The organism is Maribacter orientalis, assembly GCF_900109345.1.
Classification (GTDB): Bacteria; Bacteroidota; Bacteroidia; order Flavobacteriales; family Flavobacteriaceae; genus Maribacter; species Maribacter orientalis.
Window position 1 is genome coordinate 484192 of the sequence record NZ_FNZN01000003.1, and the last position, 25636, is coordinate 509827.

The window sequence follows — 25636 nt, forward strand, 5'->3', positions numbered from 1 at the left end:
ATTTTTATTTTTTGGATGGATGTTTGCTTTTAAAATAATATATTAGAAATAAGAAACGAATAGCTAATGCTAATAACACTATGACTAATAATATAGAAAACACTTGAATTTTAAACATCCAAAGAATACAAGTGATACCTAATAATAAGGTTAGAAATATAATGTAAGTGATCAACCATGTTGGGATTTCTTTTTTGATCATTATAAATGCTATAATTATATTCGGTGCAAATGCCCACAACGAATTAAAATTAGCTTTAGTTGCTAAATGGTCTGTGCCAAACCAAAGAAAGAGTATGAGAACACCTGCTAATCCTGTAACTAGAAATAGCGAAAAGTCTAACCATTTATTTCTTCGAAAGTTTTTGTAATCGGTATAGGTGATAAAACTCACCAGTACCAACAACAGGGAAAGCCAAAAAACTGGTGTTAAAAAGATGAGACTGTGGTCTTCTTGTTCAGGAATATTCAATAAAACAGACTCCTTTTTTACTATTGGCTTACCATCAAGGGTTGTATGCTTCATTTGCTCATACACATAAATGGGTAAAAACAAATGTTCGTACGGTGTTGCCTTTCGGTCAATGACAGAGCCTAAAGCTAGGTCAATACCGAAATTCGACCAGGTATTCGGGTTTAATTTTAGTCGTATTAACTCGCGAAATGTCAGTTTATTTTCTAAATAACCATAGTCAAATTTAAAAGAACTACCTAAGGTCTTTTCAAAGACCAAAGGTATTCTGGTAGCGCAATTATCGAACAAAAAATCATACTTATATTTTTTGTTTTCAGGCAGTAGGTTATGTTCTAAAAATGCAACGATTGCAGTACGTTGCTGTAAATTCAAATCTAAGGCTTGTTCTATTATCCATCGTTTTTCTTGCTGATAGGAATAATCGAAATACTTAAACGGAATTCGGGAAATAGTATATGATAATTTACCTCTGGTGAAATTTAAATAGAAATTAGGGTCTTCAAAATCATAAGTTCCATAACCATAAACCTCATCAATGCCTAACGTAGGATCTTGTATTCTTATCGCACTGTGCCCAAACTTAGCCGCTAAATCTTCTCCCGTACCAACGGTCAACAAACTGATTTTTGATAATGGTGAGAGTTCAACATTTTGAGAATGTCCCCAAAATGAAGTAAAAAATAGAATTAAAAAAAAACTGATTTTTTTGAACATACCTTTACTTACTCATAGCAGTTGCAAAGATGCGAATAATAAGATATTTAATTCTAAAAGCTTTTATAATTTACGGATTGTATGAGTTCCTTCACCAATCTTTAATTTAAAACTCATTTTACTTTATCGGTTTAAAACTTAGAACCAATAGAATTATCTTATTTTTATGGCATATTATGGACTGGAGAATTTTTTATTTCTCTAGTAAAGAACAAAATAATTGTTGTAGACAAAAGCCAGATTCCTATGAAAAAACATATCCCTAATTTTATTACACTAATGAATGTTTTTTGTGGCTGTGTAGCTACAATGTTCGCCGTGTTAAACCGATTGGAAATTGCTGCTATTTTTGTTGCGCTGGGAATTTTCTTTGATTTTTTTGACGGATTAGCGGCACGTGTTCTTGATGTGAAAAGTGAATTGGGACTGCAGCTAGATTCTTTAGCGGATATGATTACAAGCGGACTAGTTCCTGGTATCGTAATGTTTCAATTGCTAGCTATGTCACAGACTAGCGGCTGGGGTGATGGGGCTCATTTTTTTATGGAATCTGGAGAATTAAAATTCATACACTTAATACCATTTTTAGGTTTTGTAATTACAATGGCTTCTGCATACAGATTGGCGAAGTTTAATATTGACGAAAATCAAACATCCTCTTTTATTGGGTTGCCAACTCCCGCTAATGCCCTTTTAATTCTATCCTTACCACTAATCTTATTATATCAGAACAACGATTTCTTAAATAGCATCATCCTTAATAAATGGTTCCTGATTATTCTAACATTTGTCAGTGCTTATCTACTAAATGCTAATCTGCCATTATTTGCTTTAAAATTTAAAAACACCAGCTTTAAGGATAATGCCATGCGCTATATCTTTTTAATCATAGGCCTCGTTCTTATTATTACCATGAAATTCATGGCTATACCGTTGATTATTCTATTTTATGTAGTAAGTTCTGTTATACAGGAGAGACTTTAATACAATAATAATTAAGGAGAATTATGGATAATGAACAGGAACAAGTAGAGTTTTGGTTAGCAGGACCAATACCTAATATACCTGATGGTTTACAGCCGGCAGCTCATGCACTTTTGCAATCTGAGCGTGAGTTGAAAAAGTATACTGCAGATTTCCCTAAAGAACTTTTATGGGCAAAAGTAGCTGGCAGAGCTTCTGTTGGTTTTCATATGAATCATTTAACGGGTGTTTTGGATAGAATGTTGACGTATGCAAAAAGTGAATCCTTAACAGAAGAACAGTTTACCTTTTTAAAACAGGAAGGGGCATTTAATTTAGAATCTGAAGTTGAAGACTTACGCGAACAATTTTCATTAAAGGTTACTGAAGCTTTAGCATATTTTAAAACAATTCCGGAACAAACACTTACAGAAAAACGTTCTGTGGGTAGAAAGAAATTACCGTCTACGGTAATCGGTCTTTTATTTCATGCCGCCGAGCATAGCCAACGGCATATAGGTCAGTTGTTGGTGACGGTAAGTGTACTGAAATCGAACATTTCATAGCTCCTTTTTAATCAGAACAAAATACTACAATGAATAAATCGGTCGTAATTATAGGTGCAGGTTTAACCGGGCTTTTAACAGCATACCGCCTACAAGAACTTGGTTTTAGAGTTACAGTTGTAGAAGCAAGGGAGCGAATAGGAGGTAGAATACACACTTTAGAATCGGGTAACGCCAAAGTCGAAATGGGAGCAACTTGGTTCAATGAAAGTCATTATCATTTGTTGGACATTATCGACGAGTTTAAAGTTTCTTTTTTTGAGCAGTTCCTTACCGGTATATCATATTTTCAGACGTTTTCGAATGTGCCGCCTCAAGAAATTACTGTGCCAAATGATAGTCCTAGTTATCGCTTTAGTAACGGCACTATCGATTTACTGAATGCAATTCACTCGAAGCTAAAACCGAATACAGTTCTATTGAACGAAGCAGTGAATGAAATTGTATTCTCTGAAAATACATCAATAGTAAAAACTTCTTCTCAAATTTTTAAAGTAGATGTAGTTATAACCACATTACCACCTGCGGCATTAATAGACCAAATAGCATTTTCACCTGAATTGCCAAATGAATTGGTTTCATTGGCTGAGCAAACCCATACTTGGATGCAAGACTCCATAAAAGTGGCGCTTACGTATAAAAAGCCATTTTGGCGAGAGCAAGGTAAATCGGGTACAATATTTAGTAATGTTGGTCCGTTGACTGAATTCTATGATCAATCGAATTTAGAAACAAAATCCTATGCACTTGTTGGTTTTGCTTCTGGTAGTTGTGCTCGTTTTACTAAAGAACAACGCATAGAAAAGATAGAAGCGCAACTGAAAATGGTATTTGGTGAAGAAGCGTTGCATTATGAATCGTATCTTGAAACGGCTTGGTTTCAAGAAGAATTTACCAAATCTAATAGACAGGTAGAAAGCTTGTTTCCTCATCAAAATGGAGGCCATGCGCTTTATCAAGAACCTTTATTGAATAACAAATTATTTATTTCTGGATCAGAAACATCGAAACATCACTCTGGTTACATGGAAGGCGCTATTTTTGCAGCTGAATCTGTTGTCGCAAAGTTGAAGAACATGCACATAACGCAGCCCTAAATACATGTCAGTTACCTTATTATCATCTCCCTTACAGGGTTTTACCGATTTTAGATTTCGTAATGCATTCCATAAATATTTTGGAGGTATTGATACCTTCTATGCGCCATACATTCGTTTAAATGGCAAAATGGTCATTAAAAACTCCTATCAAAAAGATTTACAGCCAGAGAATAATACCACTTTGGAAGTTATACCACAGGTAATGACAGGTGATGCCGATGAATTTTTATTTGTAGTAAAATACATTCAAAGTTTGGGGTACAAAGAACTCAACTGGAATTTAGGTTGCCCGTACCCAATGGTTACAAAGCAGGGCATGGGCAGCGGACTCATTTGTAATCCTGAGAAAATTGACCATATTCTTAAACGTGCCCATGAAGAAACCGATGTTGTTGTTTCTATGAAAATGCGAATGGGTTATGAGAATGCAGAAGAGATTTTAGACGTTTTTCCTATTCTAGATTCTTATCCATTAAAGAATATTGCCATTCATGCGCGTATAGGTAAGCAATTGTATAAAGGCGGGGTAGATTTAGATGCGTTTCAACGTTGTGTTGAAAGTACCAAGCATAAACTATACTACAATGGAGATATTACAACCGTGGCTAAGTTTACGGAAATGAAAGAACGTTTTCCTACTATTGACCATTTTATGATGGGTAGAGGTCTCATTGCTGATCCATTTTTACCTAGCATGATTAAAAATAATACTAGCGAATACCCAAAAGACCGTTGGAAGATTTTTTCGGAATTTCATGATACAATTTATCGGCAATATGACGAAGCATTATCAGGGCCAACGCCTATTAAAATGAAAATGCAGGGGTTTTGGGAATATTTTTCTCAAGCCACCTCAAATCCGCAAAAGGCATTCAAGAAAATTAAGAAAGCCAATAATCCCAAGGCATATCAACAAGCGGTACGTGAGATATTGAATAATGAGTAAGGTATCTGTTATCTTTGCAGGATTGTTCTAAAAAAATCTTGTGAAAGACCTTCTTTTAATAACACCACCTTTTACCCAATTGAATACCCCCTATCCTGCCACGTCATATATAAAGGGCTTTTTGAATACAAAGGATATTTCATCTTTTCAATCGGATTTAGGGATTGAAGTTATTTTATCACTCTTTACTAAAAATACATTTCAGAAACTTTTTGATATGGCTTTTAAGGCAGACGCTATTGTTTCTGAAAACTGCCAAAGAATATATGCGCTTCGCCTAGATTATCTGAAAACGCTAGATGCGGTAATTTTATTTCTCCAAGGTAATAACGAAACATTGGCTAGGCAGTTGTGTACCGATAATTTCTTACCGCAAGCTTCTCGTTTTCAACAATTGGATGATTTGGAATGGGCCTTTGGAAATATGGGGATGCAAGATAAAGCGAAGCATCTAGCGACGTTATACCTTGAAGATTTATCCGATTTTATTGTAGAATGTATAGACCCAAATTTTGGTTTCAGTAGGTATGCCGAACGCTTGGGGCGCAGTGCTAATTCGTTTGATGAACTTTATGTTCACCTAAATGAAGAACCAACTTTTATTGATGGATTAGCGCTTGACTTGCTTTCGGAACAGTTAAAGCATATACAGCCTAAATTGGTATGTTTTTCTGTGCCTTTTCCTGGAAATTTATATAGCGCTTTTCGTTGTGCACAATTTATTAAAGCAAATCATCCATCTGTCAAAATTGCCATGGGTGGCGGCTTTCCCAATACAGAGTTACGTAGCCTTACCGATGTTCGTGTTTTTGATTTTTTTGATTTTATTTCGTTAGATGATGGGGAGCTTCCGCTAGAGCTTGTTCATCAATATGTCATGAATGGAGACGGAGAATTAAAGCGGACTTTCATTTTAGAGGATAATCAAGTCGTTTACAAAAACTCAAGTTTACGGTCAGATTATAAACAGCAAGATGTAGGTACTCCTGACTATTCAGATTTATTATTGGACACATACATTTCGGTTATAGAAATTGCTAACCCCATGCATAGTTTGTGGAGCGATGGTCGTTGGAACAAATTGACCATGGCACATGGTTGCTATTGGGGTAAGTGTACGTTTTGTGATATCTCTTTAGACTATATTAAAATATACGAACCTGTTGCGGCAAGCCTATTGGCAGACCGTGTAGAAACTTTAATAGCACAAACAGGAGAATCCGGATTCCATTTTGTAGATGAAGCAGCACCGCCTTCTTTAATGAAGGCATTTGCATTGGAAGTTTTGAAAAGAAACCTGACCATCACCTGGTGGACGAATATTCGTTTTGAAAAGAATTTTACGCAAGACTTGTGCTATTTGTTAAAAGCTTCGGGTTGTGTAGCGGTTTCTGGGGGATTGGAAGTGGCATCAGACCGTTTACTGAAACTAATTGATAAAGGGGTTACGGTTGAACAAGTGGCACAAGTAACCAGAAATTTTACCGAAGCGAATATTATGGTGCATTCGTATTTAATGTACGGCTACCCAACGCAAACGGTACAAGAAACGGTAGATAGTTTAGAAATGGTACGGCAGCTGTTCGAGTTAGGAATTATACAATCTGGTTTTTGGCATCAATTCGCATTAACAGCTCATAGTCCGGTTGGTCTACATCCTGAAGAATACGGAGTTATGCCCAATTTAAAATCCATCAGCTTTGCCAACAACGATATCGAATTTAAAGATAAAACCGGTGTAGACCATAGCAAATTCAGCTTCGGATTAAAAAAATCGCTTTTCAATTTTATGCACGGTATCGGTTTTGAAATGCCATTACAAGATTGGTTCGATGTGAATATTCCTAAAACGAAAATTGCATCAGATTATATTTTTAATTGTCTTCAAGAGGAAGTGTCATTGAGCACAAAACCTACAGCAAAAATAGTTTGGTTGGGTACGATGCCAACAATCAAAGAGTTGGTCAAATCAAAAAAAGGCAGAACTTGGGAGCAGCTAGAATTATCATTTCATACCAAAACTGAAGTATATAAATTTACAATGGATAAGGAGAAAGGCTGTTGGCTTTTACGTATTTTAGACAAATTGACTCCGCAGCAACAGGCAATGTCTTTCAAACAGGTGAAATCTGAATATGAAATCCATTTTGAAGATTTTGAACTGTTTTGGTTTTCAAAACCAATCAGGGGATTATTTAAGCACGGACTCTTGGTTCTATAGCCATTATACATATGTGATAAAGAGTGTTCAATAAATGATACATGAATATGCAGCAAATTGAAAATTCAAATCAAGAGGATATTGAAGAGATATTTAGGTTATATAGATTAGCGTCAGATTACCAGAGAGGCAAAAAAACTGTGGTAGTTTGGCCCGAATTTGACCGCACAATGGTAAACATTGAGGTAGTTCAAGATAGACAGTTCAAGTTGCTTATCAATGAAGAAATAGCCTGTGTTTGGGCGATAACCTTTTCAGATGCACAAATATGGGGCGAGAATAATGCTGATGCGGCGATTTACATTCATCGTATTGCAACTAACCCTAATTTTAGAGGACATAATTTTGTTGGCGCAATTGTAGACTGGTCTAAAACCTATGCTGTGGCTCAACAAAAAAGATATATCAGGTTAGATACATTGGGCGACAATAAGGGTCTCATTCGGCATTATACAGGTGCTGGATTTGATTTTATCGGTATGTTTGAATTGGAAAATGTAGATGAGTTACCACCTCATTATAAAGACGGTCCGGTATGTTTATTTCAAATTGATTTGCAAAAGGGTTGAGTATGAAACCAAAAATAGTTCAGTTTGAAGAAAAGTTAATAGTGGGTATTTCTACGGAAATGAGTTTGGTTCAAAACAAAACTAGTGAACTTTGGAAATCGTTTAGGGGCAGAACTAAAGAGATTTTGAATAGATCTTCAGAGTATTTTATTTCTTTACAACAATACCCTTCATCGTATGTTGAGAATTTTGATCCACACAAAAAGTTTGTAAAGTGGGCATGTGTTGAGGTAGATGCTGTTGAAAATATGCCTTTAGGGATGGGTAGGTTGGTTGTTGAAGGCGGACTTTACGCAGTTTTTAATTATAAGGGAAATGCAGAAAACGCCCCTGCTTTTTTTCAATATATTTATGGGGAATGGATTCCCAATTCAGAATATATTTTAGACGACCGTCCACAATTTGAAGTGCTGGATGCTAAATACAAAAATAACGATCCCACCTCTGAAGAGGAAGTATGGGTTCCGATCAAAACTAAATGAAAGAACCTGAAAAAGCTCCTTGGTATTATTTGTTTTTATTGATTTTAGCAGGGGAGAGCGTCTTTATTTTACCCTTTGTATTGCAACGGGTATTTAGACCTACCGTTTTAAAGGTGTTTGAGCTTGATAATGTTTCCCTTGGGCTTTGTTTTTCTGTTTATGGTTTTGTAGCACTGGTTTCTTATTTGTTAGGTGGACCTTTGGCGGATAAATACCAGCCTCGAAAACTAATTGCCATTGCCCTTTGGATGACAGCTTTAGGGGGATTAGTTTTTGCATCATTTCCAGATTATTTTGCATTACAACTATTATATGGCTTTTGGGGATTCACTACTATTTTTCTTTTTTGGTCACCGATGATAAAGGCCACTCGGGTTTGGGGCGGTCAAAATTCTCAAGGCAAAGCATTTGGATTTTTAGACGGTGGTAGGGGATTGGTAGGTGCACTTTTTGGTACTTTGGGTGTTGTTGTATTTTCACATTTTATGTCAGCAGATTTAGAGGTGGCAACGTTAGAAGAAAGCCGATTTGCCTTTAGGTATGTTATTTTAACTTCTTCCGCTATCGTTGCTCTAGTAGGTGTGCTGGTTTGGATGTTCATGAAACTACCAGAGCATAAAGAGAAGGAAATTGTAATTGATAGAATTACCGTCTCCCAAATTAAGGATGTTGTTCGGCTTCCTTCCGTATTATTATTGATGGTAATTATTCTTTGTGCCTATGTAGGGTATAAAATCACTGATATTTTTTCGCTTTACGCACAAGATGTCATGTTGTTAGATGAAGTTGCATCTGCTGAAGTGGGTACCTTTTTATTATTTGCAAGACCGGTAGTAGGTGTTTTAATCGGTGTGTTTGCAGACCGTTATCGACCAAGTTTGTTCTTATTTATTGGTTTTGTAATTGCCTTTATCGGCGCAATTATTTTTGCGACTGGCATGGTATCCAATATCGCATATTTTGTATTTCTGCTCTCGATATTGGTAGTTGCTATTGGGGTTTATGCTATTAGATCTTTATATTTTGCTGTAATGCAAAGTGGTAAAATACCTTTGGCATTAACGGGTACCGCTGTGGGGCTTATTTCTTTAGTGGGTTATACTCCCGATATTTTTGCCGGACCCGCAATGGGTTATTTATTAGATGCATCACCCGGGCTAGAAGGGCACCAACATGTATTTTGGATGCTGGCGGTATTTTCATTTATGGGCGGAATAGCAGCATATAGATATTTTAAACTTTATGGTAAACGATACTATGACAATCTCAAAGAATCTTAATTTATTATTATCTGGAATTATAGTGATTTTTGCCGGAATCGTTTACGGAGGTCATCCAACCTTTGTGATGCCAGAACTTTTGGGTTTTGAAGTGAACGACTTAGAATTGAAGAATATGTTGCGTGCGGTCATGGGTATTTATTTGGGTATTGGTGCCTATTGGTTAATAGGTGCTTTTAAACCTAAACTTTGGTTTGGTGCCACTTTAAGTAATGTCCTTTTTATGGGAGGTATTTCTTTTGGTAGAATTGTTAGTACCCTATTTGACGGAGTGTCGCCACTTTTTACCCCTGCCTTAATTTTAGAGCTTTTATTTTTTGGATGGGGGCTTTATAATATGAATAAATACGAAGAGATAGAACAAAGTTGATAGGTAGGTTCTCTCTTAGAAATCTAACTTCTTCTTACGAAGCTCAAAGTTTTGCCCTAAATATACTTTACGTACCATTTCATCTGCAGCCAAATCTTCAGGAATACCTGACTTTAAAATTCCGCCTTCAAACATTAAATATGATCGTTCTGTAATAGCAAGCGTTTCCTGCACGTTGTGGTCAGTAATAAGAATACCAATGTTTTTATCTTTTAATTGAGCTACAATACGCTGAATGTCTTCTACGGCTACGGGGTCGACACCAGCAAAAGGTTCATCTAATAAAATAAATTTTGGGTCTGTTGCCAAAGCTCTAGCAATCTCTGTTCTTCTGCGCTCGCCACCAGATAATAAATCACCACGGCTTTTACGAATATGACCCAAACCAAACTCTTCGATAAGCGACTCCATTTTCATGTGTTGCTCTTTTTTACTCAGTTTGGTGAGTTGAAGTACGCTTAAAATATTCTTTTCAATACTAAGCTTTCTAAAGACCGAAGCTTCTTGCGCCAAATAACCAATACCGTTTTGGGCTCTTTTGTACATGGGGAATTTGGTAATTTCCATATCGTCTAACCAAATACTACCTCCGTTAGGTTTGATAAGACCAACGATCATATAAAAGGAAGTTGTTTTACCTGCACCGTTTGGTCCTAGTAATCCTACAATTTCCCCTTGATTAACTTCCAAAGAAATTCCCTTAACCACCCTACGACCTCTATAGGACTTCATAATATTGTCGGCACGTAACTTCATGTTTTCAAATCTATTGGTTATTGGTCTGTTAGAAAAGTAATTAGGGATTATTTAACCTTGTTGGTTTTCTAACTCTTCCCAATATTCATAAGCTCTTCTCAAATGAGGTATAACAATGGTACCACCTACCAATGTTGCTATACCTAAAGTTTCCATAATCTCTTCTTTCGAAACACCTTCTTTGTGAGAACTTTCTAAGTGATATTTTACACAGTCATCGCAACGAAGAACTGTCGAGGCTACAAGCCCTAATAATTCTTTGGTTTTGACATCTAATGCACCCGCTGCAAACGCATTGGTGTCCAAATTAAATATTCGTTTAACTATTTTATTGTTATCAGCTAATAGCTTCTCGTTCATCTTAGAACGATAAGCGTTAAATTCTTCAATTTGGTTTGACATTCTTATTTTCTTTTTTAGCTTTTTTTCTTTCTTTTCTAAGTACCATAGCAGAAATATAGATACTTACTTGATATAAAATTAATACCGGTATTGCCACAATAATTTGGCTGGCAACATCTGGCGGAGTAATTACGGCGGATAGGATAAGTACGATGACCAAGGCTATCTTACGGTACTTCTTCATAATCTCGGGGGTAACCAAGCCTACTTTGGTTAAAAAGAAGATAATAATCGGTAGTTCGAATAAAATACCACACGCAATTACAGAAGCTCTAACGGTTGATATGTAAGAAGCTAAATCGAACTCGTTCGTAACCTCTGAACTCACTTGATACGTTCCTAGAAAGTTTATAGAAAGCGGCGCTACTACATAATAACCGAATAGCACACCAATAAAAAATAAAAGGGAAGCAATTAATATAAACCCTCTTGAACTTTTACGTTCTTTTTCATAAAGCCCAGGGCTAATGAATTTCCACATTTCATACAAAACATATGGAAATCCGATGATGAAACCGGCCCAAATAGAGGTCCAAATGTGGGCAGAAAACTGTCCGGACATTAATCTACTTTGAATAGTAAAGGGTAATTTTTCAGCACAGAAGGCGGAATCGAAACCAAAATAGGTAGCAATATCGCAGAAGAGTTTATACGTTGGGAAATCCATTTTTTTAGGACCGAATATGACCGTATCAAAAATGAAATTTTTCATTAAAAAGGCTACAGAGCCAATAATAACGATTGCCAAAGTAGACCGAATTAAATGCCATCTTAATTCTTCTAAATGGTCGAGAAATGACATCTCGTTGTGAGGTTTAGTAGCTTTGGAACTCATTATAAAATACCTTCGTTAATTAAATTATGTAAATGAATAACACCAACATAAGTGCCATTATCCATGGCAAGTAATTGTGAAATTCCTTTTTTTTGCATGTGCTCTAATGCCTTAATAGCTAAGGTATTTGCTGGTATGGTTTTCGGGTTGCTGGTCATGATATCTTCTGCCTTAAGGTCTTTGATATTATCATGCTTATTAAGCATGCGTCTAATATCGCCATCGGTTACTATACCAACAACTTTTTCACCATCAAGAACCGCAGTAACTCCTAGCATTTTTTTAGAAATCTCTACGATAACCTTTTTAACCTCGGCATCTTTCTGAACACTAGGTACCTGATTTTTACTTACCAAATCCGCAACTCTTAGATACAGTCTTTTGCCCAATGATCCACCTGGGTGATATTTCGCAAAATCTGTACTGCTAAATCCTTTTATCTCTAAAAGAACTATAGCTAAGGCATCGCCCATTACTAATTGGGCTGTGGTACTCGTAGTAGGAGCCAATCCATTAGGGCAGGCTTCTTTTTCAACAAAAGTGTTTAGAATATAATTTGCTTCCTTTGCTAAAAAAGATTCGGTATTACCGGTCATTGCAATCAATTTATTAGTACCTCTTTTTAAAAGTGGAACCAACATTTTAATTTCAGGAGTATTGCCACTATTTGAAATACAAATGACCACATCATTGTCTTGAACTGTACCTAAGTCACCATGAATAGCGTCTCCGGCGTGCATGAAAATTGCAGGAGTTCCGGTAGAATTTAAAGTGGCTACAATCTTTGTGGCAATAATGGCACTTTTTCCAATACCAGAAATAATTACCCGGCCTTTTGATTCAACAATACAATTGACGACTTTCGCAAAATCGTCGGTTAGAAGTGTTGAGAGATGTGCTATGGCATCACGCTCAGTTTCAATTGTTTTTTTTGCCAAGTCAATAATGGTGTCCGTAGCTATCAATCTATTATTCAAATTATGGATTGTATTCCTAAAAGAATGTGTTATCTTTAAGTTGACAAAATTAAACAAACTTAATTTTATATGCTGATTATCGCATAATAATTTAGAATAGCCAAGCTAGTCAAATAATATTTTTGTTCACTTATGAGTTTTAGTATAAGTAGTTTCCCCTTAAATGTAAAATGTGACAGACAGTAAAAATTTCGAGAATATAGATTTACATTCCTCATTAAAAAAATATTTTGGTTTTTCTCAGTTCAAAGGACTTCAAGAAGAAGTAATCAAAAATGTTTTACAACGGAATAATACGTTTGTGATTATGCCCACTGGTGGAGGTAAATCACTATGTTATCAATTACCGGCACTTATGCAAGAAGGTACCGCTATTGTAGTTTCTCCTTTAATTGCTTTAATGAAAAATCAGGTAGATGCCATTCGTGGTGTATCATCTGAAATAGGAATTGCCCATGTTTTAAATTCCTCATTGAATAAGGGTGAAATAAAACAAGTTAAACAAGATATAACCGATGGTATTACTAAGCTCTTGTATGTTGCACCAGAGTCATTGACTAAAGAGGAAAATGTTGAGTTTTTGAGATCGGTGGTTGTTTCTTTTGTTGCAGTCGATGAGGCACATTGTATTTCTGAATGGGGACATGATTTTAGGCCTGAGTATCGTAATCTTAAATCTATTGTAGAGCGTTTAGGAGATAATATTCCAATTATAGGCTTAACAGCCACAGCTACTCCTAAAGTACAAGAAGATATTATCAAGAATTTAGGCATTGGTGGTGCAAAGTTATTTAAGGCATCGTTCAATCGCCCTAATCTTTTCTATGAAGTACGTACTAAAACCGAGAATGTAGAAGCTGATATAATCAGATTTGTAAAACAAAATTCAGGAAAATCAGGTATTATTTATTGTTTAAGCCGTAAAAAAGTTGAGGAGTTGGCTCAGGTGTTGCAGGTGAACGGTGTGAGTGCAGTACCATATCATGCAGGTTTTGATGCAAAGACAAGATCTAAATATCAAGATATGTTCTTGATGGAAGATGTAGATGTAGTGATTGCAACAATTGCCTTTGGTATGGGAATAGACAAGCCCGATGTACGTTTTGTTATTCATCACGATATTCCAAAAAGTATTGAAAGTTATTATCAAGAAACGGGTAGAGCTGGCCGTGACGGGGGTGAAGGTCACTGCTTGGCTTATTACTCTTATAAGGATATTGAAAAATTAGAGAAGTTCATGTCGGGCAAACCGGTAGCTGAACAAGAAATAGGTAATGCATTGCTGCAAGAAGTTGTAGCCTATGCAGAGACGTCTATGTCTAGACGTAAATTTATGCTACACTATTTCGGTGAGGAGTTTGATGATGTCAATGGTGATGGTGCCGAAATGGATGATAATACTCGAAATCCTAAAGAGAAGGAAGAAGCAAAAGATAATGTGGTAAAACTACTTAATGTAGTAAAAGGTACAAGCGAAAAATTTAAGTCAAAAGAGATAGTAAATACCTTGCGTGGTAAAATGAATGCCATAATAACTTCTCATAAGACCAATGAAAAAGATTTTTTTGCTATTGGATCTGAAAAAGATAAAAGCTATTGGATGGCTTTAGTACGTCAAACCCTGGTAGCAGGACTTTTAAGAAAAGAGATTGAACAGTATGGCGTATTGCATTTGACTGAAAATGGAAAGAAGTTTTTGAAAACTCCCGCATCATTCATGATGACCAAAGATCATGTTTACAATGCTGAAAATGATAATGCTATCGTAGGAGCTGCGAAATTAGGCGGTATTGCCGATGAGCGACTTTTAAAACAATTGAAAGATTTAAGAAAAGCACAAGCTAAAAAATTAGGAGTACCTCCATTTGTTGTGTTTCAGGATCCTTCATTAGAAGATATGGCATTGAAATACCCTATTTCTCATGAGGAATTATTAAATGTTCATGGAGTAGGAGAAGGAAAAGCGAAAAAATACGGTAAACCTTTCATTGCTTTTATTAATAATTATGTAACCGAGAATGAGATTATTAGACCTGATGATTTAGTTGTTAAAAGCACAGGTACTAATTCTGCTTTAAAACTTTATGTAATTCAGAATGTGGATAGAAAATTGCCTTTGTCTGATATAGCTTCCTCTAAAGGATTGGAAATTCCGGATCTTATTAAAGAGATGGAACAAATCGTTTACAGTGGTACAAAATTAAATTTGAATTATTGGATTGATGAAATTTTAGATGAAGATCAACAAGAAGAAATTCATGAGTACTTTTTAGAAGCCGATACCGATGATTTGGAGGAAGCTTTAAATGAATTTGACGGTGAATATGAAGAAGAGGAACTACGCCTATACCGATTGAAATTCATTAGCGAGGTTGCTAACTAGCAACTGAATTTATGATTTACTAATTTATTTGTTATAAAAAGAATTGTTCCAAGATCCTAGGATTAATAGAGCATATTTGTAAGAGGTGGTGTTACCCAATAAAACGGATAATATCACCTTTTATTAATTAATACCTCTCACCTTATAATTTTTCGCGAATGTATATCTGATTAAAGACTTATAAGTTACCTAGCTATATCTTAGAATTTCTAGTTTGTATTATTTATAGGAAAATCTAATTAATAAATTATTTGTTGCCTTCCATTGATGGTTGTGATACCATTTCTTATTTTTTTAAATTGATTTTCAGTATTTTGTAATTTGTTTAACATAATTAAAAATAAATTAAACAAAATTTAAGATTCTTTTGAAATGTAACCAACTACATTTACACAAATTAAAAAAAAGAACTATGAAAATTTTAAAAATTACAACGTTAAGTGCCTTTTTGTTATTTGTTTCAACATCATTCGCACAAACAGAAACTATTGTCGGTGTTGCTGTTGGGAATGAAAATTTCACAACTTTGGTTACTGCCGTTAAAGCTGCTGATTTGGTAGAAACACTTAGTAGTGAAGGACCTTTTACAGTTTTTGCTCCTGTAAACAGTGCTTTTGAAGCATTACCAGCTGGTACGGTAGAAAGTTTGTTAGAACCAGAAAGTAAAAGTGCTTTAGCTGGTTTACTAACATATCACGTAGTTGCCGGGAAATATATGGCTAGTGATGTCGTAAAAGCTATTAAGGACAATAAGGGTTCTTTTCCTGTTAAAACTGTACAAGGAGGTACAATTATCTTATCATTAAAAGGTGATAAAGTAATGTTGAAAGATGAAAAAGGCAACATGGCTACTGTTGTTATTGCAGATGTAGCAGCAAGTAACGGTGTTATACATGCAATTGATACAGTTGTAATGCCGAAGTAATTTTAGTTTCCCCAAAAACAAAAGCCCATCTATAATATATAGATGGGCTTTTTGTTGCAATTATTCTACTAAGGTTTCGATGTACCGTCAGTATCAAACTTACCTCTTCGTAATTGTCTTTGAATTTTTTTGATGGCAGATTCAATTGATTTTTCGGGCTCTATAATATTATATTCACCCCAAAAGTTAGGGTCTGCAAAACCAATAGTTTCATCACTTAAAATTATGGATGACTTAATCCTATTTTTTGATTTTGGTATATAGTTATCAATGTTTTTCTCCCAATCGGTAACGGCCATTTCACAACTCATACTATAGACAGAATTAAACAATTTTTTATCCCAATTAATTTTAAATTCTAAGAGTACATTACTATACCCATAATACCATTTTCCATTTTTTTCGCGATAATCCACTCTATAGGACACCTCTGTTGGCCAAACCTCTGCATTCCGAGGTTTTTTGAGAACAAACATTTGAGATGCTAATCTTCTGTCCGTAATGTTCAAAGAATAGACTGCGCTAGTTAAAATTTTATTTTCTGCATCAATGTATAATTTCCCTTTATATAATGGATCTATGATTTCTGGCTTTTGCTTGAAATTGATTACATAGATTAATTGATCATTTACCCTTGTTGATGTGTCAAATGAAAAGTCATAATAAGGGAGGGTTTCTTGAGTGAAGATATAATCGGGGTATTTAACCATATCTACAAATAATGTATTGAAAGGCCCTCCTTGTAGCTTTAAGGCGACGGTATCTAATTTAGTATAATCGGTACTCTTTCTCGCTTTATATAATTCTAACGCATCAGTTTTGTTAGATGAATATGGCGCTTTATAGATATTTACAACTGCTTCTGATAAACTAACATTCGTTCTTCTCTTTTTAATCGTTTCTCTGTAAAAAGCTGTCATTACAGTATTCTCGTTCAAGTAATTTTCACCTTTCTTATTAAGCGTTTCCATCACCAATGCTTTAGCATTGTTAGGAGCATCTATTCTTGCTTCTGATAGCGCCATAACAAATTCATCCATCAATATCTTGCTACCATTTTTATCCAATTGAGCTAGTGGAATTGACTTTGTTTTGTATCCTAAAAATCCAATGATTAAATTTCCATTTACGACATCATTGGGTACCTTAAGAGCGAATTGCCCCTCTGAATTGGTAATTGTACTGTGATTAGTGTTCTCAATTGTAAGCGTAGCAAACACTAAAGGTTTCTTATTGTTCGAATCAAGAACTTCACCTGTATATTCAGTAAAATTAGAATTTTGAGCAAAAATTAAATTTGCTCCCGTACAAATAAATAGAAAAATAAATAGTAGAAACTTGGGTCCGTACTTTTGCTGTATGATATTTTGTGTTGTTTTCATTACGATTCTTTTTTATATTAAGGTAATGATTTTTAGTGGATTATGCTGTATTTTTCAGCGATAATTTGACTGCCTATTGTAATTCAAAACAGTAAGGGGTTTATTCAATTTATTGGTTACTGTCGAATGTTTTAGAAGACGAACTCACGAGTCTATTTATTTCTTTCAGTTCATCTTCGGTAAGGTCTCTCCATTTTCCAACAGGTACATCTAAATGTACATTCATGATTCTAATTCGTTTCAACTTCTTTACTCTGTAATCCAAATACTCGCACATTCTACGTATTTGCCTATTTAGACCTTGTGTCAAAATAATTCGAAATTGATACGTACTAACTTCAAAGACTTCGCATTCTCTGGTAACCGTATCTAAGATGGGAATACCTCTACGCATATGGTTTAGAAAATCTATGGTTATAGGCTTATCAACTGTTACTAAATATTCTTTCTCATGATTGTTACGAGCTCTCAAAATTTTATTTACGATGTCACCATCATCAGTAAGAAAAATAAGTCCTTCACTGGGTTTATCTAATCTACCAATTGGGAAAATACGTTTCGGATAATTGATATAGTCAATGATATTATCTTTTTCAACTCCAGTATCTGTCGTGCAAACTATGCCGATAGGTTTGTTGAAAGCTAAATAAGTAGATTTTCCTTTTGGTTCCTTTATTAGTTCGCCATCAACTTTTACAACATCACCTATAGAGATTTTTGTTCCCATTTCTGGTACGGTACCATTAATTGTAACCCTACCTTGTTCTATAAGTTTATCTGCTGCTCTACGTGAACAATAACCTGCTTCGCTTAAATATTTGTTAATTCTTGTTTTGTTGGAATTGTCTTGCATGATTTTTCTTGCGGTTTCGGGTATTATTTTCGTTTTAATTCCTGTTGATAGATTTCTCTTCCTAATTGTGCTAAAAATGGAATGCCAATTTCATCATATTCATATACGTCATCATTGAATATGCCATCTTTGTTTACTAGGATAGTCGCGGTTAAAAAAAAATCGATATTCTTTTCTGTATCTTTTATATAAGCGCAATCGGTTAATGTTCCGTATGCAAATCCTACTTTATTATAAATTTCAATATGTTCAGGTATATTTTCTTTAGTATCACCATATATGAAAAACTTGCAGTAGCCGTCATAATATGTTTTAGGATCATATCCTATTTTTCGAGGTACGGTATGCATAGCTGATAACAAATATTCACGTTGTACTTCGCTTAGATTAAATCGTTCGCTAATGTCGAAACTTTGAGGAAATATGACTCTTTTAATTAGATTATGTTGCGATGAAATGGGAAAGTAATTTTTACTCCTAAAATCGAAAGGTTCTTTAATTAAAATATCATCTTCGTAAAAACCAGAACCTTTAGTTATGTTCAAGAGGTTTAGTTCTAAAGGCGTCTTGTTTAATATTGATTTGGTTATACCAGTGGTAGAATCATTTAAATAAATTATTAACGGCTTGGTACTTAGATTATCTGAATGCTCTCCAAGCCTATGTGCTATTCTAACGGGTGTAATGCCTTTTTTTCTTAAGGTATTATTAATGTCCTCGAAACCTAATAATTCTACTAATCTATTGTTTGCCAAATTATCACTTACTGCAAAAATTTCAGATACATCTTGTTTGAAAGTACTTTCAATAGTGTCACCTTCTACATAGTATTTGGTGTCCATGGATAGGGTATCGGTAGTGTTCAATCTTTCTAATGCCAATACCGCCGTTGGGAATTTAGCCGTACTTGCCGGATAAAAATAATTACTATCGTTTACCTGAAAATCATAGTCAGTGAAAATTACACTATCATTTCTTCTATTAATTTGTGTGTATCGTATTTGAACCTGATAGTTTGCAATACTATCCATCACCCTTTTTATTTTTGGGTTTTGCGAGGATAAAGCAGTCTCAAGAAAATTTAAATTTTGCTCTTGTGAAGAGCAAGATCCTAAAAAAACGCAACATAGAAAAAATACGAGTTGTTTCATGACTAGTGAATTTTATTAGGGTGTGTATACTTCTCCGCGATGGGGTTTAAGCATATCTCTAACCGAAATCATTTCTTTTTCTTCCACTACCATAAACGCAATGCTGTGCATATCATTGATTTCTTTAAAACCTGTGATATTAAGAACTGTATTTTCCATGGCAATAAACTCCTTTAAATGCTTTTCGTGGTGCTCAGCTGTTTTTAGTGCAGCTGGACCTCTGAAATCCCAAAGTAATTTTATTTGTCTGCTCAAGTAATTGTAGGTTTTAAAATTAACGACTATATAGAGGCAAATTTACCTAAAAATGATTAGTTCGTTTGCCATTATGTTATAGTTTACAACAATGCAAACTTTCATTTTTTATCCGTAATAAGGTTTTTGTTTTAAATGGTAACACCAAAATTTGTGTTAAGTAAATCAATAAGCATTTGCACACTATAGGGTTATTGCTATTTTTGCTTGATGTTTTTTATTAAATCAAAATTTTTAGTCCATAGGGCATATTCTATCCTACTCATAGGATTGCTATGTTTTGTAATTGTTTCTTGTGAAGGTCTTTTTAAAAAAGAAGAGCAGAAGAACCCAATTGCCAGGGTAGGCGATGCTTATTTGTTTCAAGAAGATTTAGCACCATTGATAACTGAAAACATGACAAAAGGGGACAGTGCATCTTTTGCTATCAACTTTATTAATAACTGGGCATCAAAGCAATTACTGTTGTCAAAAGCAAAAATTAATTTGTCTGAAGATAAATTAGCGAAATACAATGCATTGGTGGATGACTATAGAACAGATCTATATACACGCGTCTACAAAGAAGCTTTAGTTTCTCAGGCTATAGATACTGTTATAACTGAAACTCAACTAGAGGCTTTATACGAAAAAGGAAAAGAAAATTTTAAATTAAAAGAAAGAATCGCTAGAATACGTTTTGTCTCCTTGCCAAGAGAATTTATGGATAAAGATGAGGTGTCTAAGCGGTTGAAGAGGTTTAAGGATGAAGATGTCCGTTATTTAGATTCCATTGGTGTGCAATTCAATAAGTTAAATTTTAACGATTCTATTTGGGTGCGTTACACTAGAATTTTCGAAGAAATACCCCCAATTACCATTGAGAATGCCGATAAGTACTTAAAAAATTCACAATTTTTTGAATTGGAGGATTCAATCGGGGTATATTTGGGGAAAATAGAAGAAATAAAGGATGTCAACGAAATTGCGCCCTTATCTTTTATTAAGCCTACCATAGAACAAGTTTTATTAAGCCGCAGAAAAATGGACTACCTGCGTAAATTAGAAACTGAATTATTAGATGAAGCAATCAAGGATAAAGAATTTGAAGTTTTCGAAAGTAACAAATAGTATTTATATCGGCTCAGTTATACTGTTTTCTGGTGTTGTTTCAGCACAAGATTCTATACCAGCAGTTACCGATTCTCAAGTTGAACCAATCGAAGCTGTTGCAGAAGCAACTGTTTCTAAAAAGGACTCATCAATTAATTTCAAGAAAATTAAATTAGATGGTATTGCCGCTGTTGTTGGTGATTATGTAATCTTAGATTCTGATATCGAAAAAACATTAATCGATTTAAAAAGTCAGGGAGCTTCAACAGAAGATATTACTCACTGTGGCCTTTTAGGTAAGTTGATGGAAGATCGTTTATACGCTAACCAAGCTGTTCAAGATAGTATATTGGTGTCTGATGATGAGGTGAATGCAACAGGTGATCGTCAATTACAATCTTTAGTACAACAAATAGGCTCTATGGATAAGGTCTTGAAGTATTACAAGAAAGAAGATGAAGCGACTTTTAGAGAAGAGTTATATAAGATAAATAAATTACGTATGCTATCTGAGCGTATGCAGCAGGATATTATAAAAGAAATAGAAATTACACCTGAAGAGGTTCGTCAATTCTTTAATAAAATACCTGAAGATGAACGCCCAATTTTTGGTGCTGAATTAGAAATAGCTCAAATTACAAAAGAGCCTGAGCCATCTGAAGAAGAAAAACAAAAAGTAATAGATAAGCTTAATCAGATTAAAGCAGATGTTGAAGATAATGATGCAAGCTTTAGTGTAAAGGCTATTTTATATTCTCAGGATCCAGGTTCAAAATCTAAAGGTGGTTTTTACAGCATTACTAAAGACACCGGTTTTGATAAGACATTTAAAGATGTTGCATTTAGCTTAAAGGAAGGTGAAGTTTCTGAGCCTTTTGAAACTACATTCGGATATCACATAATATTTATTGAAAAAATTAGAGGTCAAGAGTTAGATTTAAGACATATTCTTGTTCAGCCAGAAATATCTCAAAATGTGCTTGATGAAGCAAAAGCGGAATTAGATAGTATCCGTAAAAAAATAATCAATAATGAATTTACTTTTGCCGAAGCCGCACTGAATTTCTCTGATGAAAAAGAAACTAAGTTTGATGGCGGACTGCTAAGAAATCCTCAAGATTTTAGTTCACGATTCGAGCTGACTAAAATGGATCCTACATTATACAATCAAGTTCAGAATTTAAAGGATAATGAGATTACGTATCCAGTTTTAGAGCAAGATCCCCGTGGTGGTCCACCTAAATATAAAATTTTAAAGATTACCAATAGGTTTGATGAGCATGTAGCTAATTTCTCAAAAGATTATACCAAAATTCAAGATTTAGCACTTACTGAGAAGAAATATAATGCCATTAAAAAATGGATGGACGATCATATTGAAGAGACCTATATTAGTGTGAACGACGAAAACAGAAATTGTGAGTTCGCTAACAATTGGGTAAAGGAATAGATATATGTCAGACGTTGCCGCTATAGAACGCCTAGTTTTAAAACATGCCGAGCTTAAAAAGGAAATAGCAAAGGTTATTGTAGGTCAAGATGAAGTAATTGAACAGATTCTGCTTTCAATTTACACAGGGGGCCACTCATTATTAATAGGTGTTCCCGGTCTAGCAAAAACGTTGATGGTGAATACCATCGCACAAGCTTTAGGTTTAGATTTTAAAAGAATACAATTTACTCCTGATTTAATGCCTAGTGATATACTTGGTAGTGAAATATTAGATCAGAATAGAAATTTTAAATTTCTTAAAGGGCCTATTTTTTCTAACATCATTTTGGCTGATGAAATTAATAGAACTCCACCAAAAACGCAGGCGGCACTTTTAGAGGCAATGCAAGAAAGAGCGGTTACAATTGCCGGCCATCAGCATAAATTAGAACTTCCATATTTTGTTTTAGCTACTCAGAACCCAATAGAGCAAGAAGGTACTTATCCTTTGCCAGAAGCCCAATTAGATCGTTTTATGTTTGCAATAGAATTAAAATATCCTTCTGTTGCAGAAGAAATTCAAGTGGTTAAGAATACAACAGCAAATATTAAGCAAACTGTAAATCCTCTTTTTAGCGCTCAAGATATTATAGAAATTCAAGAATTAGTTCGAAGAATTCCTGTTGCCGATAATGTTGTAGAGTATGCTGTTAAATTAGTGAACAGTACTAGACCAAATTTAGATTCAGCTTCAGACTATGTGAAGCAATATTTAGATTGGGGTGCTGGCCCTAGGGCATCGCAAAATCTTATTTTAGGCGCCAAGGCAAATGCCGCTATTAATGGTAAATTTTCACCAGATATAGAAGATGTGCATGTGGTTGTAAAAGGGATACTTCGACATCGTATTATCAAAAACTATAAAGCAGAAGCAGAAGGTATCAGCGAAGAGGATATCATCGATAAATTGCTTTAACCTTCTCTCTAATATTTTTAGCTTTTTATATACAAATTGTTACAATGAACACATTGTGTAGAATGTGTTAGTTATAAATTGTTTGCCTATTAAAGAAAAACCGAACAATCATACTTATTTAATTTTAATTGCGTTGTAGATTTTCTTAAATTTACCGAATTGCGCTAACTTAAAATAAGATAAAGAATGGCATTTGATATTGATATGATAAAAGGGGTTTACGCTAATATGGCTAAACGTGTTGATGAGGCTAGGAGTATTGTCGGAAAACCACTTACCCTTTCGGAGAAAATTTTATATTCACATCTTTGGGATGGGGCGCCAACTAAGGCATTTACGAGAGGTAAAGATTATGTTGATTTTGCTCCGGATCGTATCGCTTGTCAAGATGCAACAGCTCAAATGGCTTTATTGCAGTTTATGCAAGCTGGTAAGCCTAAAGTAGCAGTTCCAACTACAGTTCACTGTGATCACTTGATTCAGGCAAAAAACGGTGCTACTGCAGATTTGAAATCTGCAAATACAACCAGTGCTGAAGTGTTCGATTTTTTAGAATCTGTTTCTAATAAATACGGAATTGGTTTTTGGAAACCAGGCGCAGGTATCATTCACCAAGTTGTACTTGAGAATTACGCGTTTCCAGGAGGTATGATGATCGGTACAGATTCACATACTGTAAATGCAGGTGGATTAGGAATGGTTGCTATTGGTGTTGGTGGAGCTGATGCTGTTGATGTAATGGCAGGTATGGCTTGGGAATTAAAATTCCCGAAATTAATCGGTGTTAAGTTGACTGGAACAATATCTGGTTGGACGGCACCTAAAGATGTAATACTTAAAGTTGCCGAAATTCTTACTGTAAAAGGTGGAACGGGAGCAATCGTAGAATATTTTGGTTCTGGTGCTAAATCTTTATCATGTACTGGTAAAGGAACTATTTGTAACATGGGTGCTGAAATTGGTGCTACTACATCTACATTTGGTTATGATGACTCAATGGAGCGTTATTTAAGAGCTACCGATAGAGCTGATATTGCTGATGCAGCAAACAAAGTTAGAGAGCATTTAACTGCTGATGCCGAGGTATATGCAAACCCAGAACAATATTTTGATGAAGTTATTGAAATAAACTTATCAGAATTAACTCCATTGTTGAATGGTCCTTTTACGCCAGATTTGTCGACTAAAGTTGGTCACGATATGACAGAGAAGGCTACTGCGCATGAATGGCCATTAGTTGTTGAGTGGGGATTAATAGGTTCTTGTACGAACTCTTCTTATGAAGATTTGTCTAGAGCATCATCAATTGCACAACAAGCAATTGATAAAGGATTAAAAATGAAAGCTGAATTAGGAATTAATCCTGGTTCTGAGCAAGTACGTTATACAGCTGCTCGTGATGGCATTCTTGGAATTTTCGAGAAATTGGACGCTAAAATATTCACTAATGCATGTGGCCCTTGTATCGGTCAATGGGCTCGTTACAGTGACCCTAAAAATGCACCGAAAAACAGTATTGTTCATTCTTTCAATAGAAACTTTGCAAAACGTGCAGACGGTAACCCAAATACGCACGCTTTCGTAGCCTCTCCAGAAATAACCGCAGCTATCGCAATAGCTGGTAGGTTAGATTTTAATCCGATGACGGATAAATTAATCAATGAAAATGGAGAAGAAGTAATGTTCGATGAGCCAACAGGATGGGAATTACCTCCAAAAGGTTTTGAAGTGGAAGATGCTGGTTATCTTGCTCCAGACAAAGATGGTTCTGGTGTAGTTGTTAAAGTAGCTTTAGATTCTGAAAGATTGCAATTATTAGAGCCATTTACACCTATTAAAGACGAAAGTTTAAAAGGTGCTAAATTGTTGATTAAAGCTTTTGGTAAATGTACTACGGATCATATCTCAATGGCAGGTCCTTGGTTACGTTTCCGTGGTCATTTAGATAATATATCTAACAATTGTTTAATTGGTGCTGTTAATGCTTTTGGTCACAAGACCAACTTGGTTAAAAATCAATTAACAGGTGAATTTGGCGGTGTTCCTGATACAGCACGCGCGTACAAAGCTGCTGGTGTTAGAAGTATTGTTGTAGGGGATCACAACTATGGTGAAGGTTCTTCTCGTGAGCACGCTGCTATGGAGCCTCGTCATTTAGGGGTCGCTGCTGTTATAGTTAAGTCATTTGCACGTATACATGAAACAAACCTTAAAAAACAAGGTATGTTAGGATTGACTTTTGCAAATGAAAGTGATTATGACCTTATTCAAGAAGATGACACCTTTAACTTTCTTGATATTGCAGAATTTGCACCAGACAAACAATTAACAATAGAGATTGTTCATGCTGATGGTAGTAAAGATGTAATTAAAGTAAATCATACGTACAATGCTGCCCAAATAGGATGGTATAGAGAAGGTTCTGCTCTTAATGTAATTAAGAGAGAAAACGCTTCATAAATCAATAGCTTAAAATAAGTAAGCAAAACTCCTGATTATTATCAGGAGTTTTTTAGTTTTGAACCCTATTA

At 35.0% G+C, this 25636-nt stretch carries 24 protein-coding genes; 15 read left to right on the forward strand and 9 right to left on the reverse strand.

The annotated features are described in order from the left end of the window. Window positions 1–4 precede the first annotated feature (4 nt). Entirely contained in the window at window positions 5–1189 is a 1185-nt protein-coding gene (locus BMY56_RS09275; protein ID WP_091623010.1) for a lipoprotein N-acyltransferase Lnb domain-containing protein, read from the reverse strand. 246 nt (window positions 1190–1435) lie between these two features. Here BMY56_RS09275 and BMY56_RS09280 point away from each other — a divergent pair, with 246 nt between their 5' ends. From BMY56_RS09280 to BMY56_RS09320, 9 genes are read left to right on the forward strand one after another with little or no spacing between them, the layout of a single operon-like run. Further along, the gene (locus tag BMY56_RS09280) at window positions 1436–2173 is read left to right on the forward strand and encodes a CDP-alcohol phosphatidyltransferase family protein (protein ID WP_091623012.1); all 738 of its coding nucleotides are present in this window, start codon (window positions 1436–1438) and stop codon (window positions 2171–2173) included. A 23-nt stretch (window positions 2174–2196) separates the two neighbouring features. After that, window positions 2197–2718 carry a DinB family protein gene (locus tag BMY56_RS09285; RefSeq protein WP_091623015.1) on the forward strand — a complete coding sequence of 174 codons (522 nt, stop codon included), beginning with the start codon at window positions 2197–2199 and terminating at the stop codon, window positions 2716–2718. 29 nt (window positions 2719–2747) lie between these two features. Beyond that, window positions 2748–3815: a flavin monoamine oxidase family protein gene (locus tag BMY56_RS09290; RefSeq protein WP_091623017.1), complete on the forward strand. Its 1068-nt coding sequence runs from the start codon at window positions 2748–2750 to the stop codon at window positions 3813–3815. 4 nt (window positions 3816–3819) lie between these two features. Further along, window positions 3820–4764, forward strand: a complete 945-nt coding sequence (locus tag BMY56_RS09295; RefSeq protein WP_091623019.1) for a tRNA dihydrouridine synthase — start codon at window positions 3820–3822, stop codon at window positions 4762–4764. A gap of 40 nt (window positions 4765–4804) precedes the next feature. Then, a complete protein-coding gene (locus BMY56_RS09300; RefSeq protein WP_091623020.1) occupies window positions 4805–6985 on the forward strand; it encodes a B12-binding domain-containing radical SAM protein in 2181 nt (726 codons plus the stop codon). A 47-nt stretch (window positions 6986–7032) separates the two neighbouring features. Beyond that, window positions 7033–7554 carry a GNAT family N-acetyltransferase gene (locus BMY56_RS09305; protein WP_091623275.1) on the forward strand — a complete coding sequence of 174 codons (522 nt, stop codon included), beginning with the start codon at window positions 7033–7035 and terminating at the stop codon, window positions 7552–7554. A 2-nt stretch (window positions 7555–7556) separates the two neighbouring features. Then, window positions 7557–8036 carry a GyrI-like domain-containing protein gene (locus tag BMY56_RS09310; RefSeq protein ID WP_091623023.1) on the forward strand — a complete coding sequence of 160 codons (480 nt, stop codon included), beginning with the start codon at window positions 7557–7559 and terminating at the stop codon, window positions 8034–8036. Next, window positions 8033–9316 carry an MFS transporter gene (locus BMY56_RS09315; protein WP_091623024.1) on the forward strand — a complete coding sequence of 428 codons (1284 nt, stop codon included), beginning with the start codon at window positions 8033–8035 and terminating at the stop codon, window positions 9314–9316. The genes BMY56_RS09310 and BMY56_RS09315 overlap by 4 nt, the downstream gene beginning before the upstream one ends. After that, window positions 9294–9686: a DUF4345 domain-containing protein gene (locus tag BMY56_RS09320; RefSeq protein WP_177170944.1), complete on the forward strand. Its 393-nt coding sequence runs from the start codon at window positions 9294–9296 to the stop codon at window positions 9684–9686. Before BMY56_RS09315 ends, BMY56_RS09320 begins: the two co-directional genes overlap by 23 nt. Before the next feature lie 15 nt (window positions 9687–9701). Here BMY56_RS09320 and lptB read toward each other — a convergent pair whose 3' ends face one another. The 4 genes from lptB to BMY56_RS09340 are packed head-to-tail and all read right to left on the reverse strand — an operon-like array spanning window position 9702 to window position 12656. Further along, on the reverse strand, window positions 9702–10442 hold the full coding sequence (gene lptB, locus BMY56_RS09325; RefSeq protein WP_091623026.1) for an LPS export ABC transporter ATP-binding protein: 741 nt from the start codon (window positions 10440–10442) through the stop codon (window positions 9702–9704). A 51-nt stretch (window positions 10443–10493) separates the two neighbouring features. Continuing rightward, window positions 10494–10844: a carboxymuconolactone decarboxylase family protein gene (locus tag BMY56_RS09330; protein ID WP_091623027.1), complete on the reverse strand. Its 351-nt coding sequence runs from the start codon at window positions 10842–10844 to the stop codon at window positions 10494–10496. Then, window positions 10828–11646, reverse strand: a complete 819-nt coding sequence (tatC, locus tag BMY56_RS09335; RefSeq protein ID WP_245737190.1) for a twin-arginine translocase subunit TatC — start codon at window positions 11644–11646, stop codon at window positions 10828–10830. Before tatC ends, BMY56_RS09330 begins: the two co-directional genes overlap by 17 nt. A 32-nt stretch (window positions 11647–11678) precedes the next feature. Continuing rightward, complete coding sequence (locus BMY56_RS09340; RefSeq protein WP_245737191.1) at window positions 11679–12656, reverse strand: KpsF/GutQ family sugar-phosphate isomerase; 978 nt, start codon at window positions 12654–12656, stop codon at window positions 11679–11681. A 172-nt stretch (window positions 12657–12828) separates the two neighbouring features. Between BMY56_RS09340 and BMY56_RS09345 the strand changes: the two genes are divergently transcribed. Together BMY56_RS09345 and BMY56_RS09350 are read left to right on the forward strand one after the other, a co-directional pair. Continuing rightward, the gene (locus BMY56_RS09345; protein ID WP_177170945.1) at window positions 12829–15039 is read left to right on the forward strand and encodes a RecQ family ATP-dependent DNA helicase; all 2211 of its coding nucleotides are present in this window, start codon (window positions 12829–12831) and stop codon (window positions 15037–15039) included. 412 nt (window positions 15040–15451) lie between these two features. Continuing rightward, window positions 15452–15964 carry a fasciclin domain-containing protein gene (locus BMY56_RS09350; RefSeq protein WP_091623040.1) on the forward strand — a complete coding sequence of 171 codons (513 nt, stop codon included), beginning with the start codon at window positions 15452–15454 and terminating at the stop codon, window positions 15962–15964. A gap of 68 nt (window positions 15965–16032) precedes the next feature. On the opposite strand, the gene BMY56_RS09355 is transcribed toward BMY56_RS09350, so the two are convergent. The 4 genes from BMY56_RS09355 to BMY56_RS09370 form a co-directional block, all read right to left on the reverse strand. Then, a complete protein-coding gene (locus BMY56_RS09355; RefSeq protein WP_091623043.1) occupies window positions 16033–17346 on the reverse strand; it encodes a carboxypeptidase-like regulatory domain-containing protein in 1314 nt (437 codons plus the stop codon). A gap of 109 nt (window positions 17347–17455) precedes the next feature. Beyond that, a complete protein-coding gene (gene rluF / locus BMY56_RS09360) occupies window positions 17456–18199 on the reverse strand; it encodes a 23S rRNA pseudouridine(2604) synthase RluF (RefSeq protein ID WP_091623044.1) in 744 nt (247 codons plus the stop codon). A 23-nt stretch (window positions 18200–18222) separates the two neighbouring features. Continuing rightward, window positions 18223–19350, reverse strand: coding sequence for a serine hydrolase (locus BMY56_RS09365; RefSeq protein ID WP_091623046.1), 1128 nt, complete (start codon window positions 19348–19350; stop codon window positions 18223–18225). A 15-nt stretch (window positions 19351–19365) separates the two neighbouring features. Further along, window positions 19366–19605, reverse strand: a complete 240-nt coding sequence (locus BMY56_RS09370; RefSeq protein WP_091623048.1) for a hypothetical protein — start codon at window positions 19603–19605, stop codon at window positions 19366–19368. 210 nt (window positions 19606–19815) lie between these two features. On the opposite strand from BMY56_RS09370, the gene BMY56_RS09375 reads away from it, so the two are divergent. The 4 genes from BMY56_RS09375 to BMY56_RS09390 all read left to right on the forward strand — a co-directional run bounded on the left by BMY56_RS09375 (window position 19816) and on the right by BMY56_RS09390 (window position 25565). Continuing rightward, the gene (locus tag BMY56_RS09375; RefSeq protein WP_245737192.1) at window positions 19816–20715 is read left to right on the forward strand and encodes a peptidyl-prolyl cis-trans isomerase; all 900 of its coding nucleotides are present in this window, start codon (window positions 19816–19818) and stop codon (window positions 20713–20715) included. After that, window positions 20666–22147 (forward strand): peptidylprolyl isomerase, encoded by a 1482-nt coding sequence (locus tag BMY56_RS09380; RefSeq protein WP_091623049.1) that lies wholly within the window; start codon window positions 20666–20668, stop codon window positions 22145–22147. The genes BMY56_RS09375 and BMY56_RS09380 overlap by 50 nt, the downstream gene beginning before the upstream one ends. Window positions 22148–22151: 4 nt before the next feature. Then, a complete protein-coding gene (locus tag BMY56_RS09385) occupies window positions 22152–23105 on the forward strand; it encodes an AAA family ATPase (protein WP_091623051.1) in 954 nt (317 codons plus the stop codon). A gap of 186 nt (window positions 23106–23291) precedes the next feature. Next, complete coding sequence (locus tag BMY56_RS09390; RefSeq protein WP_091623052.1) at window positions 23292–25565, forward strand: aconitate hydratase; 2274 nt, start codon at window positions 23292–23294, stop codon at window positions 25563–25565. Window positions 25566–25636: the final 71 nt, after the last annotated feature.

Bases quoted from the DNA above. Each gene is read 5' to 3' on its own strand.
- BMY56_RS09275 (WP_091623010.1), bottom strand. From the start codon at position 1,189: ATGTTCAAAAAAATCAGTTTTTTTTTAATTCTATTTTTTACTTCATTT.
- BMY56_RS09280 (WP_091623012.1), top strand. From the start codon at position 1,436: ATGAAAAAACATATCCCTAATTTTATTACACTAATGAATGTTTTTTGT.
- BMY56_RS09285 (WP_091623015.1), top strand. From the start codon at position 2,197: ATGGATAATGAACAGGAACAAGTAGAGTTTTGGTTAGCAGGACCAATA.
- BMY56_RS09290 (WP_091623017.1), top strand. From the start codon at position 2,748: ATGAATAAATCGGTCGTAATTATAGGTGCAGGTTTAACCGGGCTTTTA.
- BMY56_RS09295 (WP_091623019.1), top strand. From the start codon at position 3,820: ATGTCAGTTACCTTATTATCATCTCCCTTACAGGGTTTTACCGATTTT.
- BMY56_RS09305 (WP_091623275.1), top strand. From the start codon at position 7,033: ATGCAGCAAATTGAAAATTCAAATCAAGAGGATATTGAAGAGATATTT.
- BMY56_RS09310 (WP_091623023.1), top strand. From the start codon at position 7,557: ATGAAACCAAAAATAGTTCAGTTTGAAGAAAAGTTAATAGTGGGTATT.
- BMY56_RS09315 (WP_091623024.1), top strand. From the start codon at position 8,033: ATGAAAGAACCTGAAAAAGCTCCTTGGTATTATTTGTTTTTATTGATT.
- BMY56_RS09320 (WP_177170944.1), top strand. From the start codon at position 9,294: ATGACAATCTCAAAGAATCTTAATTTATTATTATCTGGAATTATAGTG.
- lptB (WP_091623026.1), bottom strand. From the start codon at position 10,442: ATGAAGTTACGTGCCGACAATATTATGAAGTCCTATAGAGGTCGTAGG.
- BMY56_RS09330 (WP_091623027.1), bottom strand. From the start codon at position 10,844: ATGTCAAACCAAATTGAAGAATTTAACGCTTATCGTTCTAAGATGAAC.
- tatC (WP_245737190.1), bottom strand. From the start codon at position 11,646: ATGTCATTTCTCGACCATTTAGAAGAATTAAGATGGCATTTAATTCGG.
- BMY56_RS09350 (WP_091623040.1), top strand. From the start codon at position 15,452: ATGAAAATTTTAAAAATTACAACGTTAAGTGCCTTTTTGTTATTTGTT.
- BMY56_RS09355 (WP_091623043.1), bottom strand. From the start codon at position 17,346: ATGAAAACAACACAAAATATCATACAGCAAAAGTACGGACCCAAGTTT.
- rluF (WP_091623044.1), bottom strand. From the start codon at position 18,199: ATGCAAGACAATTCCAACAAAACAAGAATTAACAAATATTTAAGCGAA.
- BMY56_RS09365 (WP_091623046.1), bottom strand. From the start codon at position 19,350: ATGAAACAACTCGTATTTTTTCTATGTTGCGTTTTTTTAGGATCTTGC.
- BMY56_RS09375 (WP_245737192.1), top strand. From the start codon at position 19,816: ATGTTTTTTATTAAATCAAAATTTTTAGTCCATAGGGCATATTCTATC.
- BMY56_RS09380 (WP_091623049.1), top strand. From the start codon at position 20,666: ATGAAGCAATCAAGGATAAAGAATTTGAAGTTTTCGAAAGTAACAAAT.
- BMY56_RS09385 (WP_091623051.1), top strand. From the start codon at position 22,152: ATGTCAGACGTTGCCGCTATAGAACGCCTAGTTTTAAAACATGCCGAG.
- BMY56_RS09390 (WP_091623052.1), top strand. From the start codon at position 23,292: ATGGCATTTGATATTGATATGATAAAAGGGGTTTACGCTAATATGGCT.